We start from the raw sequence: 14,214 nt of genomic DNA on the forward strand, positions 1-14,214 counted from the left end.
TTGAAAATTGCTGTAAGGAGATACTACAGTTTCACATCAGCAGGAAGAAGCACTTTATTAATCACATGAATCACGCCATTAGTAGCTTTGATATCTGCTTTGGTGACTTTTGCCTTATCCACCATTACACTACCGTTATTAACCTTAACGTTAACTGCGGTACCTTCAACTGTTTTGACTTGACCAGACTTGATAGTTTTGGAATCAACTGCGCCAGGCACAACATGGTAGGTCAAAATCTTTTGCAAGGTTGCCTTGTTTTCTGGCTTGAGCAGTTTTTGCAAGGTTCCCTTTGGTAGAGCTGCGAATGCAGCATCTGTGGGTGCAAATACAGTAAATGGACCCGCGCCAGACAGAGTGTCTACAAGATCTGCTGCCTTCAAAGCTGCTACCAGGGTTTTGAAAGAAGGATTGGCGCTGGCAACATCGACAATTGTATCTGTAGCAGTTGCTTGAGAAACCGATGTAGCGGGCTTGCTCGATGAAGCTGGGTGAGAACCAGCGAACGTTGGAACGCTGATCAGAAGACTAGCTGTAGCGATCGCAATACCAACTGTTTTACCAAATAACTGTTGAGATTGTTGGGCTTTCATGGGTGTTAACTTGACACGATATATATATATGACTTTTTTTATTAAGATTTGTTTCCGTACTGGCAAAAATTTTAACAAAATATCCGAAACCCCAGAACTAGGAGGCTATCTGGCAGTTGTCTAGACAAACACTCAGAAGTTAACTTTTATCTATCGAACGGAGCTGAAACTTGCAAAACTTGCTTGCCATTGCTGGTATAAGCTTAACGCCAGGTTTTATGGTTGTATCTTAGGATAAATTTGGTACGGATATGCGCACCACTCTATCTAGCTAATATGCCTGAGAATTTGTAATGATACTTAATATAAAGATGAATGGAAAAAAGGCTTTAGACTAAATGGCAGCCCCAAGCTTACAAGAAATTTCCACTCGGTTAGAAAGTTCAAATTCGGGCGATCGCATGGTAGCCCTAGCTTCCTTAAGGAATGTTCCGGCAGAGGATGCAGTGCCTTTAATTAAAAAGGTGTTGGATGACGAATCACTGCAAATCAGATCAATGGCAATTTTTGCCTTGGGAATCAAGCAAACAGAAGAATCTTACCCAATTTTGGTGCGAATTCTGGAAACCGACCCAGATTATGGTATCCGTGCCGACGCTGCAGGTGCTTTAGGATACTTAGAAGATGCTCGAGCTGTTGAACCGCTGATGCGGATATTTTATGAAGATACAGACTGGCTAGTACGCTTTAGTGCAGCCGTTGCTCTTGGTAATCTTAAAGACCTCCGTGCCCGTGAAATCCTCATTCAGGCATTGGATAGCGAGGAAGTTGTCTTACACCAAGCAGCGATCGCCGCACTAGGAGAAATCAAAGACATCGAGTCAGTAGATAAAATTTTGCGCTTTGCCCAATCAGATGATTGGTTAGTGCGTCAGCGTCTTGCAGAAGCCTTAGGTCATCTGCCCAGTCCCAAGAGTGTTTCAGCTTTAAAATACCTGGAAAAAGATAACCATAAACACGTTGCTGAGGCGGCGAGGATTTCCCTTAAACGGTTGGAAGAAGCAGGAAATCAAGCTTAAAGGTGTGTACAGAAAAAAGTGCGGGGAGTACGATCAAAATCACTCCCTAATTCCTCATCCCTGGGACCTCGCTCCTGCTACCTTGGAATAAGTAAGAGAAAAGGATTTTGAAGCAAGGTAATTTCATTGATGAATATAGAAGAGTTTTTTCAACTGAGCGTTGGTAAATGGTTTTCCCATCGTACCAGTCACCATCTGGCTTTTAAGCAATCAGAAGACGGCAAATCAGACATTATGATAGAGACGCTGCCGGCTTCACATCCAGAAGTGGTCAAACTATGTCAACAGTACGATATTGACCCGAAAGGCGCTTCCTGTGGTGCTAGAGTCACTTGGAATGGCACGATGGAATGGGATGAAGAAAAGCACACAGGTTCTACAGTGTTGGTTGCCGTTCCAGACGAAGATAATCCCAATGAAGGCAAGTTGCTGCGGGAAATGGGCTATGCCGAGAAAGCCCCAGTCGCCGGACGCTACAAAATGGGCAGTGATGAGGCGTTGACTCTAACAACAGAGTATGAAACTATGTGGTCTGAGGAACGCTTGTGGTTTGCCAGTCCCAATTTACGCATGCGCGTGAGTGTGCTGAAACGTTTTGGTGGCTTTAGTATGGCTTCGTTCACTTCTGAGATTCGTATGGGTGGAAGTCAGCCTACAGCAAAAGCTTCTGAGGCAACTAACTCAGCATTAAGTTAGTTTTGGTTATTGACACTCCCCACAGCTATGAAACTATCGCGATCGCGTAAGTTAACAAAAAGCTGGGGGATTCTTGCTAACATTGTTCAACTTTGTGTAGATTTGTCCAACTGTTGTAGAGCGGCTGTGGTACTATTGATTAAATACCGTGGGGCACACGGAAATTAACGCTTGAGGAAGCATCTGCAACGGTGTGACATGAGAAAGTAAGACGCAACTAGGCGCAAGCTAAAAGCGCTCTCTCAGCCCAAGAATCCCATCGTTTTTTAGCTGTGGGAATGTCAAGATAGTTAAAATTTTAAATCAAATAGCCCCCGTTAGCGGGGGCTATTTGATTGGTAAAGTTTTTCTTAAAACCTTTCACTATACTTTTTGAGTAAAAAATATATCAATATTACAGTAAAAGCACCCCAGCTTGTGTAAAGTTTTGCAAAATAAGATGTGCTTTTAGGGTACAATTTCCTTAAAATCACACTTAAATTAATATTGTGCTGATTTTTCATTCCCGACAAAGTAAAATAAAGTGCAAGCAGGAGTGCTTACCAAAAAATAACCAGGGTTGTTTGAATCTCCCATAGACGGGCTAGGGGAGTAAGTAACACAACAACAGAGAAAACTACCGAAAGCACTCTATTGAATATTGGTGCAAATATCTGCCATAACTAACCAAATTAACTTTGATGTTCCACTGAGATGGGAGAGTGGGTTGTATTGCAGTGCCTGAAGAAATTTATCTTTGCACAATTGGATCAACCAATGTGCTAGCGACTCAAGAGAAAAACTGTTGGAAATGTAGCTCAAAAAGCAGGGATAAACAATTAACTTCTGTTGTGACCTTATCAGCCCATACCCCCTTCTTAATCCAGGTGCAGAGATGGGGAACTTCAAGTTCCTATCAAGGAGCCAGCGCCTTCCAAGCAGGGCTCTTGGTACGGTTTGCCAACAAGCGGGAACTGGCGTAAGCCCCTGACCGTAGGCACGCAAGAGCGGCGTTAGCGCAGCTTCTCGCGAATCAGGGACGGGCACACTGAACGTGTGTAGCGTAAACTCCTCGCTTTGCGAGGCACGCGTAGGGTCTGGTGGAGGAGATACCCGTTCGCCTTTGGCGTGCCGCAGGCATAGGGCGAAAGGGATTAAAAGTAGTGGCATGAAAGTCAAAAGTCTGAGACTTTTGGCTGATGACTCATGACTAAGGACAAATAGCTAATCCAAAATTGCATGACTTATACCGCTTCTATACAAGAGTTCATCTCTGAATTATTCCCCTTCAATCAACTGCCAACATTAGAACTGGCAAAATTAATTCCAAAGTTTGAGATGTTGCGTTACCGCATGGGTCAAAACATTTTGGTGCGGGACCAAATGCCTACTCAAATATCAATCATTTATGAAGGACAGGCTCGCTTGCTGAGTTATGACCCTAATACTCAGATGCCCGAAACACTCCAATTAGTTAAAAACGGAGAAATCTTGGGTTGGACTAGTTTGCTAAGGGGGATTCCATGCGAAACAGTCATAGCCTCTACAGAAACTGTTTGTCTGACTCTAAACGCCACAGAGTTTTTAGCGTTGCTCAGAAATTCTCCTGGCGTTGGTATTTGCTTTGAGAATCGTTGTAGTGCTGTTGAAGTTTTTGAGCTACTGAGTGCTGAATTAGGACCGCGAGCCGATAGTGAAGCTGTGCTGGTTTCATATGGTGTAACGGATATCAAAGAATTGACTTTGAAAGTTTTAGACGAAGCAGTTGTCTGCACGTTCCTAGAGGAAATGATACCTTTGGAGCAGCTAGACCCTGAACTGGTATGGTTTGTCAGTGGCGGGATGCTAAAAGATTTTCCTGTGGGAAGTCGCTTAGAACTAGAAAATGTCGTAACCTATCTAGAAGTAGAGAGTTTTGGTTATGTTCGCTTGGTAGGTTTGCCTCGGGCAACCCTTTCTGCGTCTGCGTCTGCAACCGGGGATTCCTCAAGGATAAACCCCTTGCTAGAACAAATACCTTATGCACCTGACCATCCTCGCCAGCCGGAAAAACCGTCCAGTAGTCAATCACAGCCAAAATATCCTCATGTTCATGGCAGAGGTCCTGTAAAGGCGACTTTAGCTTGCTTCCAAATGCTGAGCCAGCATTTAAATATGCCCTTTCGCCGGGATGTGATTCATCAAGTCCTGACCAACCAGGTTGAGCGTACTCAAACCCTTTCACTACAGCTTTGCGGTGCGGTTGCTGAACTCATCGGGTTAAATACTCAATTTATAACTGTGTCAGCCAGAGCAATCACAAAACTGCAAGCTCCTGCGATGATTCGCTGGCAAGATACTTTCGCAATTATTTATGAAATTAGCGAAAAGAAGCTGGTGCTAGGTGTACCAGAAGTTGGCATTATCCAGCAAGAGCCTGACTATTTTGTTGAGAATTGGGGCGAAGAAGGTCAGGTATTGCTGCTCAAGGTTGCCAAACATACCCCTAAACAGCGGTTTAGCTTACGTTGGTTTCTGCCTTCGCTGCTGCAATACCGCAAAGTTCTAGTCGAAGTCCTGATTGCTTCCTTTTTTGTCCAAGTCTTTGGTCTGGCTAATCCCTTAGTCGTCCAGATAATTATCGACAAAGTAATTATTCAAAACGGCTTTGGAACCCTGAATGTGTTGGGTATTTTGCTATTAATCATGGCTGTTTTTGAAGGACTTTTAACTAGTGTCCGCACTTATTTATTTGTCGATACGACTAACCGAATTGACCTGACTTTAGGCTCAGAAATTATTGACCGTCTGTTCCGTTTACCCTTGCGCTATTTTGAACGACGTCCTGTAGGGGAATTAGCGACTCGCGCTAATGAGCTGGAAAACATTCGCTCTTTTATGACAGGAACTGCTTTAACAGTGGTGTTGGACGCAGTTTTTGGTGCAATCTACATCCTGGTGATGGTGTTCTACAGTTGGCTGCTGACTCTTGTTGCTTTGGCGACTGTACCCGTGTTTGCTGTGATGACGATGTTTTTTTCCTCGATTGTGCGCCGACAGCTGCGTACCAAAGCTGAGCGTTATTCCCAAACACAATCTTATTTAGTAGAAGCGCTGTCAGGAATTCAAACAGTGAAAGCGCAAAATATTGAGTTGCGATCGCGCTGGCAGTGGCAACAATACTACAGTAACTATGTGACTGCTGGTTTTCAAACTGTTGTCACTTCCACTGCTGCTAGTGTCACTAGCAATTTTCTTAACCAAGTTTCTTCCTTGTTTGTGTTATGGGTGGGAGCCTACCTAGTACTCAAAGGACAACTCACCTTAGGACAACTCATTGCCTTCCGCATTATCGCTGGCTACGTCACGGCTCCTTTACTACGATTAACCCAATTGTGGCAAAACTTTCAAGAAACGGCTCTCTCTCTGGAACGCCTCGCTGACATCTTGGATACTCCGTCGGAAACTGACGAAGAAGACCGCAAAAATATTCCAATACCCCCGATTAAAGGCGCTGTTAAGTATGAAAACGTCTCGTTTCGCTTCGCACCCAATGGTCCACTTCAGTTGAATAATATTAACGTTGATTTTCCAGCAGGAAAATTTGTCGGCATTGTGGGACAAAGTGGTTCTGGTAAAAGCACGTTGACGAAGCTTTTACCGCGACTATATGACTTGGAGTCTGGCAGAATTCTCGTCGATGGCTACGACATCGCCAAAATAGAACTCTATTCGCTGCGCCGTCAGATTGGTATGGTGCTTCAAGACTCACTTTTGTTTGACGGTACTATACAGGAAAATATTGCGCTGACAAATCCCGATGCGACAACTGAAGAAATTATCGCAGCAGCCAAAGTTGCTGTAGCTCATGACTTTATTATGTCTCTGCCCAATGGTTATAACACCAGAGTCGGGGAGAGAGGTTCAGCTTTATCTGGAGGACAGCGCCAACGTATAGCGATCGCTCGTACAGTTTTGCAAAACCCCCGCTTGCTGATTCTCGATGAAGCAACCAGTGCTTTAGATTACCAATCTGAACGCCAAGCTTGCCAGAATTTGGCACGTGCCTTTCGGGGTAGAACAGTATTTTTTATTACGCATCGTTTAAGTACAGTGAAGAATGCTGATATCATTCTCTTATTAGATCAAGGGTTAGTTGTAGAACAGGGAACCCATGATGAACTAATGGCGCAACAAGGACGTTACTACTGCCTTTATCAACAACAGGAATCACAACTCTAAAGACGCCAAGCAGGAAAACAGGGGAGCAGGAAACCAGGGTAGCAGGAAAACAGGGGAGCAGGGAAGAAGAATAATTTTTGGCTCTTAATTCTTGACTAATGTACAGACGCCTTGAAGAAAAGCGTTTCTAATGTACAGATGCGCTCTCATGAAAGCGCCTTTACAACTCTTGACTCTTAACTGGTGACTATGGCTATGAGTGAACTAAACGGAACCAAATTTGAGCAAAAGCCTTTACTCTCTCAAAAAGTATTAGAGAGTGAAATCAAAGTACCCGTAAAATCTTCTAGTGAGAATAGCGAATCTACACCATCTGTTGTTTTAAGACAGTCGCCTTTTTGGTCACGAACTATTCTTTGGGGACTGATAGGAATGACAACTTTGGTTTTGATTTGGGCGAATGTAGCCAAAATTGAAGAAGCGATTCCAGCTCAAGGAAAGCTAGAACCGCAAGATACCGTCAAAGAATTACAGACACCTGTAAACGGGGTTGTTAAAGCTGTTTATGTCAAGGACGGACAAAAAGTACGGCGTGGCGATTTACTGTTGAGACTAGATCCAACAGCAGCGAAATCTCAACTTCTTTCTCTACAGAAAGTTCGCAATACATTGAAGCAGGAAATTCAATTCTACCGCTCTCAACTTGTTGCGAAAAATGCTTTATCAAACCCACAGCTATCCATCTCACAAATTAATTTACCACCAGGGCTAGCTTCTCTGACAAAAAACCGAATGGCGCTGGTAGCAGAAAATCAGTTGTATCGCACTCAGTTGAGTGGAGTTCAAAATACGCAGTTAGCGCCAGAAGAAGAAGCACGTCTAGAATTTAGCAAAGCGGAATTAAATTCTAGACTTGCAGATGCTGAATTGGAAACAGAAAAATTACAAAGACAACTGAGTCAGACTCAAATTCAGCTATCCTCTGCTCAAGAAACTAAGGCAGTGAGTCAGACAATTCTCAACAACATAGAGACGCTTGCCAAACAAGGAGGAATTTCTCGTCTGCAATACCTCAAGCAAAAACAGGAAGTTAGCCAGCAGCAAGCTGAGGTAGAACAGTTAGTTCAGGAGCAAGCGCGTTTAAAATTTGCGATCGCCCAATCAAAAGAAAAGATCCGAAATACGATGGCTGGTGCAAAAAAAGAAATCTCCACCAAAATTGCTGACAATGAAAAACAAATTGCTAACCTCGATAGCGAGTTGAATAAGGCAATCATAGAAGATGAAAAGCGGATTGCTGAAATTGACAGTCAGATCAGCCAAGCTCAGGTAACTTTACAATATCAAGAATTGCGTTCTCCCGCCGATGGCATTGTTTTCGATTTGCAAGCTAAGGCTCCAGGATTTGTTGCTAATTCTAGTCAACCAGTTGTCAAAATTGTACCGGATGAAGCTCTCACAGCTAAAGTTTTTATCACTAATAAAGACATTGGTTTTGTAAAAAAGGGAATGAAAGTCAATGTGAGAATTGACTCTTATCCCTTTACTGAGTTTGGTGAGCTTAAAGGTGAATTAGTTTGGGTTGGTTCTGATGCTCTACCACCTGAACAAATTCGTCCTTACGACAGTTTTCCTGCCAAAATTCGCTTGGATAAACAATCTTTGCTTGTGAATAATCAGCAATTACCTCTGCAATCGGGAATGTCAGTCACTGTCAATATTAAAGTACGCGATCGCACTGTCATGAGCATTTTCAGTGATTTGTTTACAAAACAAATTGATAGCTTGAAGACTGCAAGATAATGTGACAGCGCTTTTCAAGTCAAGAAAGCACCGGCTAGGGGTACAGGCAATGCCCGTGCCCCTACAAAAATCTGTGGTTCAATTAAGCTAAAGATACCATCCACACCAAAATTCCTAGTATTAAATCAACAGGAGTCAGGGGATAATCTGTTAACTCAATTGTGACAGTTTGCTCTATTAATTGGAGAAATCGCCAAGCAGTACCATTACCGACACTACCATAAATTGTAGAAATAGGTTGATTATTCATTTCATTAAATTTTTGAGCCGCAATCATTTCAGCAATACACTGTCCAATACCTGGATTCAAATCTGCCTTTTTTGCCTCAATAATAACAACGGCTGGTGCTTCAATTTCTAACTGTTCTGCTGAACGACTGAGAAGAAAACCATAGACTCCACTCAATCCTAAAGCGGGATCTACAGTAAAATCTGCACCAGAGTATAGACTAATTTTTCTTTGTAAAATCTTGCGTACTTCTAGTAAAACCGGACTAATGATTAACTCAGAACGTGCTTTTTGACTTCCTGTTGCTATGGCTAATGGTAAACTTTCTTCTAAAAAATTGGTAAGAGTAGTACTAGCAGCAATTGGTTTGATTTCTGGCAGAAATCTTTCACCTTCAACGGTAGTTATGCCGAAGGTTTGTTTGACTTTTCTTAAGGTAAAGTCACTATAGACCATAGGTTATAGTAATTCGCTTTGATTTTTGAAATTATTTGCGTAGGTAGGGCACTCGCCTCAAGCCGGGGAACCCCTCGGTGGTGGTGCTTCCCCAAGCTACGCAGTTTTATCTTTTGGTCGCTAACTGAGCTGTATTCGGTTATATTTTTAACAGTATTTCTTTGTAGTTAAAATATCACTCACAGAAAGACAGCAAGACCTTAAAACAGTGAACAGTGAACAGTGAACAGTAACCAGGCGGGCTGGTGGGGGATTTAAACCCGCCACCAACGCTTTCGATCCAATTGGTGGGGGACTTAAACCCTGCGGATGAAACTGATAACTGATAACTGATAACTGGTAACTGTTAAAATACTTCTTTGTTGATCTTACCTGAAAATTTTTTCAAGTAGAACTTGCATTTTTTGAAGCTAAATCTGTAACAAGCCAGCAAGTGTTTGCGGTAGTGGCAGGACAATCATGACTAACAAAGCTACTGCTAACAACCCCACCATGTCACGTTTATTGTCAAGTTCGGTGACATCATTCAAAGCAGGTTCATCAACCAATGGTAGGAATAATAAGATAATCGCCCAGGGGAAAAATTCTGGTTGTATCAAAGAAAGTAGGAGCAGCAACAAGCGAGAAATTTGACCAATAACAACTGCTGTTCTTTGCCCAAATATCGCATGGATGATGTGACCTCCATCCAGTTGTCCTACGGGCATTAAATTCAGTGCCGTTACAATCAGCCCTAGAAACCCAGCAACTGCCACTGGATGCATATCAATAGCTGATGCTGCGGTTAGTTGACTTCCTAAAGCTAGCTTTGAAAGCAGCGCTAGCAGGATTGAATATTTGGGATTGAGTGCATCTGGGTTTAAAATTCCTGTTTTTTCAGTTTGGGGAATAACCTCAGAATGAGCCAAACCCCATAACAGAAGTGGTAAGGTCACTATAAAGCCAGCTATTGGTCCGGCAATACTTACGTCAAATAAAGCTTTGCGGTTGGGAATTGGGCTACGCATTTGAATAAATGCACCGAAGGTTCCCAAAAAGAAAGGCATCGGGATAAAGTAAGGCAGCGTCGAGCGAATTTTGTAGTACCGCGCCGTTAAATAGTGACCAATTTCGTGGATGCCCAAAATCGTTAACAGCGCCAAAGCATAAGGTAATCCCTTCAGAAGTTCCGCAGGGTTGGATGCCAGTATCGTAGGATTTAAACCAGCAACTTTCACACCCACAAAGGTACTTGTTACCAATGTCACTGCTAGCAGTATGAGCGCTAATCCTGGTCGCGTTATCTTCTGATCGGGAGTATTAGTTTTTGCCGCTTGGGTATTAGGAACAAGCACAAAGAAAGGTTTATCATTGAAACCTTCTTGAAAGATAATTAAAAAGCGATCGCCAAATTGGGCTTCAATATTTGCCTTAATCCGCTCGTAAGCGTTAGTTGCTGTAGTTCTCAACTGACCTCGACAGATTACTGCCTGGGGTCGATACTCAATGTTTTGAAGGTAGTATACAGACCAGGGAAAACAATTTCGTAGCTGGGTTTCTTCTTGAGGCTCTATGGGACGCACTGGTACTGGTTCTGCGGTATTCTGTATATCCAGGTTATGTATATTCAGTTGTGATTCGAGTGCTTTTTGTGGTTCAGTATCAGTGTGCTTGAGTGATCGGCGACCCCACTGAAACAACACCCAGTATAACAAAGGACAAATAATTAATGGCCAAATCATCAACGCTCTTGGCGGAGGTTGTTTTGCCCCGTATATCATCGTCCAAGTCGTCCATAGCAGTGCTGGTATCATGAGTACCAACCACAGCAGCCACACAGGTGTTCTGGTGATTTGAGCAACACTGCGCTGCACCATTAAGTAAGTTAGGAGTCCCAGTAGAAGAAGAAACCAGAAATTCATGTTATCTTGAGTTGTTTTGATATGTTAAATCTTGCTTGTAGTCCAGAGCTTTGTAGCACTTTCTACAAGCATATGCCCCCAAAAGTTAATTTTTATTACAACGGTCAACGGTACTGGTCTTTCAAGTTTCCACTGGAAAAGTCCAAGACTGTGGCCCGATTTTTACAACTCCTCATAAGAACGCGGTTTTTCTCATGTGTCCCTTGCCTCAAGAGTCTAGTTATACAGCCAAGCTACCACGGGCAGTTTTCTGTGACGAAGTCCCGAGCGAAGGAAACCTCCAATCAGACTGGGGGGGAAATCCAATTTTTGCATTTCCACCAAATAGGGACACATTAGGGGGGACTGCTTATTTTATTGTAGGAAACAAAGGCAATATCCTGATAGATTGTCCTGCTTGGGATCAAATTAATCAAGATTTTTTGCGATCGCATGGAGGCGTGCGTTACCTATTTCTCACTCATCGCGGCGCTATTGGCAAAACAGCAGAAATTCAGCAAGCCTTGAGTTGTGAGGTTCTGATTCAAGAGCAAGAAGCTTACTTATTACCCGGACTAGCCCTAACGACCTTTGGTATAGATTTTACCTTAAATTCAACAGCACAATTGATTTGGACACCTGGTCATTCTCCTGGTTCGTCTTGCCTTTACTACCATGACCAAGGAGGTGTACTGTTTTCTGGGCGTCATCTTCTCCCCAACCAACAAGGTGAACCTGTACCCCTACGAACAACCAAAACCTTTCACTGGTTCCGACAAATCAACAGTGTCAAGTTATTACTAGAACGCTTCACACCAAAAACACTCCAGTATATTTGCCCCGGTGGAAATACAGGCTTTCTCCGGGGCAAGCGAGTTATAGATAATGCTTATGAACGCCTCGCCTCTCTCGATTTAACGGCGTTAGGACAAGCACAAGCACTTTTCTAAAGAGTGAAGAAACAAAACTGAATAAAGAAAAATTTTATGCTTGGTTCTTCCTTCTTGGTTCTTCCTTCTTTTTTCACGGTACTTTCGCCACTACAGAGTTTTTCGCCAAAAGTTCCAAAGCTGCTTGATATTGAACATCTGCTTCGGTACCAATTTGTTCACGGGTAATTGGTTCAGAGGGAATGACTTTATCTGGCTTTATACCTTGTTTGTTGATATCGCGGTGGCTAGGAGTTTCATACTTAGCAATGGTGACAGCTAAGCCGGAACCATCCGACAATTCAAATAAGGATTGAATCAAGCCCTTACCAAAGGTAGTTTCTCCTACCAAAACAGCACGACCATTATCCTGCAATGCACCAGCAAGAATCTCGCTAGCGCTGGCGGTTCCTTGATTGACCAAAACAACCAAGGGGTCAGGAGTTATGGCTGAACCAAAAGCTTCAAAGCTGCCTTGAATTCCTTGGCGATTTACAGTGTAGACAATGGTACCAGACTCTAACCACAAGCGGGCAATTTCAATTCCTGCTTGTAACAATCCGCCTGGATTATTTCGCAAATCGAGAATGTAGGCAGAAGCCCCTTTTTTTTCTAGACTGGAAATAGCGTGTGCTAATTCCATTGGAGCGTTGGCATTAAATTGTGTGAGGCGAATGTAGCCGATAGATGTTTTTTCAGGGGAAGAGCGTAATTCAGCGACAACTGGGTTAAGCGCAATGCGATCGCGCACCAGTTTAATTTCTAATTCCTCTTCTCCCTCTCGTTGAATGAACAGGGTGACAGCACTACCAATCGGTCCGCGCATCTTGGTTGCGGCTTCGTCTAGGGTAAGTTTTTCTGTAGAGATGCCCTCAATTTTCAAGATGCGATCGCGCGGTCGAATTCCAGCTTTTTCTGCTGGTGAACCCGCTATGGGAGCCACAACCTCCAATTTACCAGTTTCGGGGTTGAGGGCGATTTGCAACCCCACTCCCGTTAATTCCCCAGAAGTATTGACCTGCAAACTGCGGTACTGTTCTGGATTTAAAAAGCGGGTAAAAGGATCGTCAAGGCTCTTGAGCATATTTTGAATGGCAGAATAAGCCGCTTCGTGGTCTTGGAATGGCTTTTCTAGAGCTTGTCGCCGCACCGATGCCCAGTTTTGATGATTAAATGTTTCATCCAGATAAGTCCGATTAACAATTCTCCACACTTCTGCTACCAGCTTTTGTTCGTCGCTCAAAGCCAAGGCAGGTTGGCAAAAGCTGCCAAAAAACACCCAAAATGCCAATAACAGTGACAGTCCCGCCCGAAAAACCTTTTTGTGCATGAACCCCATTTTCACTTCCACGTTCAACCCAAATTGCCATTTGCCCAGCTAGCTAGCTTTTAGATGAAATCTATCTCTCGACTATGTTACTTTTTTTATAGAAGTGGTGCATTGCTCTCATCAAGTTGTTCAGTCAACAGATCAAAGCGCATTCCACTTCTAAAGAGATAAAATCTACTTTGTGTCCACATCTCGTGTGTTTGGATGCTAGGAGAGCGCAATAAATACCCTCTTTTCAGAGTGTAAAGTTTTATTTAAACTATGAACACTCTGATTGCTCAAAAGCTGCGCGAGCAAATTCTTTTTTGCTAAAATCCCAAAACTGCTGATTGGGAAGTTTATCAACCGCGAATCGATTTCTAGGAACTTGAGATTGTATGGCTAACGTTTACGACTGGTTTGAGGAGCGCTTGGAGATTCAAGCGCTAGCTGAAGATGTCACCAGCAAGTACGTCCCCCCCCACGTCAACATCTTCTACTGTTTGGGTGGAATTACTTTAACGTGCTTTCTCATCCAGTTTGCCACTGGATTTGCCATGACATTCTACTACAGACCAACGGTCGCCGAAGCGTATACCTCGGTGCAGCACATCATGAATGAAGTGAACTTCGGCTGGCTGATTCGCTCGATTCACCGGTGGTCTGCCAGCATGATGGTGCTGATGATGATTTTGCACACCTTCCGGGTTTACCTAACGGGTGGTTTCAAAAAGCCCCGCGAACTGACTTGGGTCACTGGTGTCATCCTAGCGGTGATTACCGTTTCCTTTGGCGTGACTGGCTACTCGCTGCCTTGGGATCAAGTTGGCTACTGGGCTGTAAAAATCGTCAGCGGTGTACCAGAAGCTATTCCCGTGGTCGGTACGCTGATAGCTGATTTGTTGCGCGGCGGTTCGAGTGTCGGTCAAGCAACGCTGACTCGCTACTACAGCGCACACACCTTTGTGCTGCCTTGGCTGATTGCCGTCTTCATGCTGTTGCACTTCTTGATGATTCGCAAGCAAGGCATTTCTGGTCCATTGTAATTACAAGTCGTGAGCGAATCGGGCATGAGCTGATAGTTTCAATCCGCGAGTCGTTTGTTTTAAACTTATGAAGAATCAAACAGAAACATAAGAAACAAAAAAACAAACTCCCGC

The 14,214-nt window shown here is 43.5% G+C and carries 11 protein-coding genes; 6 read left to right on the forward strand and 5 right to left on the reverse strand.

Translation table 11 applies throughout. The features are described 5' to 3' along the window. Window positions 1–23 precede the first annotated feature (23 nt). Window positions 24–593, reverse strand: a complete 570-nt coding sequence (locus AACT52_RS19490; RefSeq protein WP_073632942.1) for a fasciclin domain-containing protein — start codon at window positions 591–593, stop codon at window positions 24–26. Window positions 594–931: 338 nt separating this feature from the next. On the opposite strand from AACT52_RS19490, the gene AACT52_RS19495 reads away from it, so the two are divergent. Both AACT52_RS19495 and AACT52_RS19500 read left to right on the forward strand, forming a co-directional pair. Next, on the forward strand, window positions 932–1,612 hold the full coding sequence (locus AACT52_RS19495; RefSeq protein WP_073632943.1) for a HEAT repeat domain-containing protein: 681 nt from the start codon (window positions 932–934) through the stop codon (window positions 1,610–1,612). Window positions 1,613–1,741: 129 nt separating this feature from the next. Continuing rightward, window positions 1,742–2,308: a phycobiliprotein lyase gene (locus AACT52_RS19500; protein WP_073632944.1), complete on the forward strand. Its 567-nt coding sequence runs from the start codon at window positions 1,742–1,744 to the stop codon at window positions 2,306–2,308. A 630-nt stretch (window positions 2,309–2,938) separates the two neighbouring features. Here the strand turns inward: AACT52_RS19500 and AACT52_RS19505 are convergent. Further along, entirely contained in the window at window positions 2,939–3,457 is a 519-nt protein-coding gene (locus tag AACT52_RS19505) for a hypothetical protein (RefSeq protein WP_143172827.1), read from the reverse strand. Window positions 3,458–3,526: 69 nt separating this feature from the next. On the opposite strand from AACT52_RS19505, the gene AACT52_RS19510 reads away from it, so the two are divergent. Together AACT52_RS19510 and AACT52_RS19515 are read left to right on the forward strand one after the other, a co-directional pair. Continuing rightward, on the forward strand, window positions 3,527–6,508 hold the full coding sequence (locus AACT52_RS19510) for a type I secretion system permease/ATPase (protein WP_073632946.1): 2,982 nt from the start codon (window positions 3,527–3,529) through the stop codon (window positions 6,506–6,508). Between the two features lie 195 nt (window positions 6,509–6,703). After that, complete coding sequence (locus AACT52_RS19515) at window positions 6,704–8,251, forward strand: HlyD family efflux transporter periplasmic adaptor subunit (protein ID WP_073632947.1); 1,548 nt, start codon at window positions 6,704–6,706, stop codon at window positions 8,249–8,251. A gap of 82 nt (window positions 8,252–8,333) precedes the next feature. On the opposite strand, the gene AACT52_RS19520 is transcribed toward AACT52_RS19515, so the two are convergent. Beyond that, window positions 8,334–8,936: a hypothetical protein gene (locus tag AACT52_RS19520; RefSeq protein ID WP_073632948.1), complete on the reverse strand. Its 603-nt coding sequence runs from the start codon at window positions 8,934–8,936 to the stop codon at window positions 8,334–8,336. Between the two features lie 410 nt (window positions 8,937–9,346). Beyond that, window positions 9,347–10,837, reverse strand: coding sequence for a site-2 protease family protein (locus AACT52_RS19525; RefSeq protein ID WP_073632949.1), 1,491 nt, complete (start codon window positions 10,835–10,837; stop codon window positions 9,347–9,349). Between the two features lie 194 nt (window positions 10,838–11,031). Here AACT52_RS19525 and AACT52_RS19530 point away from each other — a divergent pair, with 194 nt between their 5' ends. Continuing rightward, window positions 11,032–11,766, forward strand: coding sequence for an MBL fold metallo-hydrolase (locus tag AACT52_RS19530; protein ID WP_073632950.1), 735 nt, complete (start codon window positions 11,032–11,034; stop codon window positions 11,764–11,766). A 73-nt stretch (window positions 11,767–11,839) separates the two neighbouring features. On the opposite strand, the gene ctpA is transcribed toward AACT52_RS19530, so the two are convergent. Then, on the reverse strand, window positions 11,840–13,084 hold the full coding sequence (gene ctpA / locus AACT52_RS19535; RefSeq protein ID WP_073632951.1) for a carboxyl-terminal processing protease CtpA: 1,245 nt from the start codon (window positions 13,082–13,084) through the stop codon (window positions 11,840–11,842). A gap of 368 nt (window positions 13,085–13,452) precedes the next feature. On the opposite strand from ctpA, the gene petB reads away from it, so the two are divergent. After that, window positions 13,453–14,100 carry a cytochrome b6 gene (petB, locus tag AACT52_RS19540; RefSeq protein ID WP_041034082.1) on the forward strand — a complete coding sequence of 216 codons (648 nt, stop codon included), beginning with the start codon at window positions 13,453–13,455 and terminating at the stop codon, window positions 14,098–14,100. Window positions 14,101–14,214 lie beyond the last annotated feature (114 nt).

Source organism: Scytonema sp. HK-05 (assembly GCF_963872035.1).
Classification (GTDB): Bacteria; Cyanobacteriota; Cyanobacteriia; order Cyanobacteriales; family Nostocaceae; genus Kalymmatonema.

Bases quoted from the DNA above. Each gene is read 5' to 3' on its own strand.
- petB (WP_041034082.1), top strand. From the start codon at position 13,453: ATGGCTAACGTTTACGACTGGTTTGAGGAGCGCTTGGAGATTCAAGCG.
- AACT52_RS19520 (WP_073632948.1), bottom strand. From the start codon at position 8,936: ATGGTCTATAGTGACTTTACCTTAAGAAAAGTCAAACAAACCTTCGGC.
- AACT52_RS19510 (WP_073632946.1), top strand. From the start codon at position 3,527: ATGACTTATACCGCTTCTATACAAGAGTTCATCTCTGAATTATTCCCC.
- AACT52_RS19505 (WP_143172827.1), bottom strand. From the start codon at position 3,457: ATGCCACTACTTTTAATCCCTTTCGCCCTATGCCTGCGGCACGCCAAA.
- AACT52_RS19495 (WP_073632943.1), top strand. From the start codon at position 932: ATGGCAGCCCCAAGCTTACAAGAAATTTCCACTCGGTTAGAAAGTTCA.
- AACT52_RS19490 (WP_073632942.1), bottom strand. From the start codon at position 593: ATGAAAGCCCAACAATCTCAACAGTTATTTGGTAAAACAGTTGGTATT.
- AACT52_RS19525 (WP_073632949.1), bottom strand. From the start codon at position 10,837: ATGAATTTCTGGTTTCTTCTTCTACTGGGACTCCTAACTTACTTAATG.
- ctpA (WP_073632951.1), bottom strand. From the start codon at position 13,084: ATGGGGTTCATGCACAAAAAGGTTTTTCGGGCGGGACTGTCACTGTTA.
- AACT52_RS19515 (WP_073632947.1), top strand. From the start codon at position 6,704: ATGAGTGAACTAAACGGAACCAAATTTGAGCAAAAGCCTTTACTCTCT.
- AACT52_RS19500 (WP_073632944.1), top strand. From the start codon at position 1,742: ATGAATATAGAAGAGTTTTTTCAACTGAGCGTTGGTAAATGGTTTTCC.
- AACT52_RS19530 (WP_073632950.1), top strand. From the start codon at position 11,032: ATGTGTCCCTTGCCTCAAGAGTCTAGTTATACAGCCAAGCTACCACGG.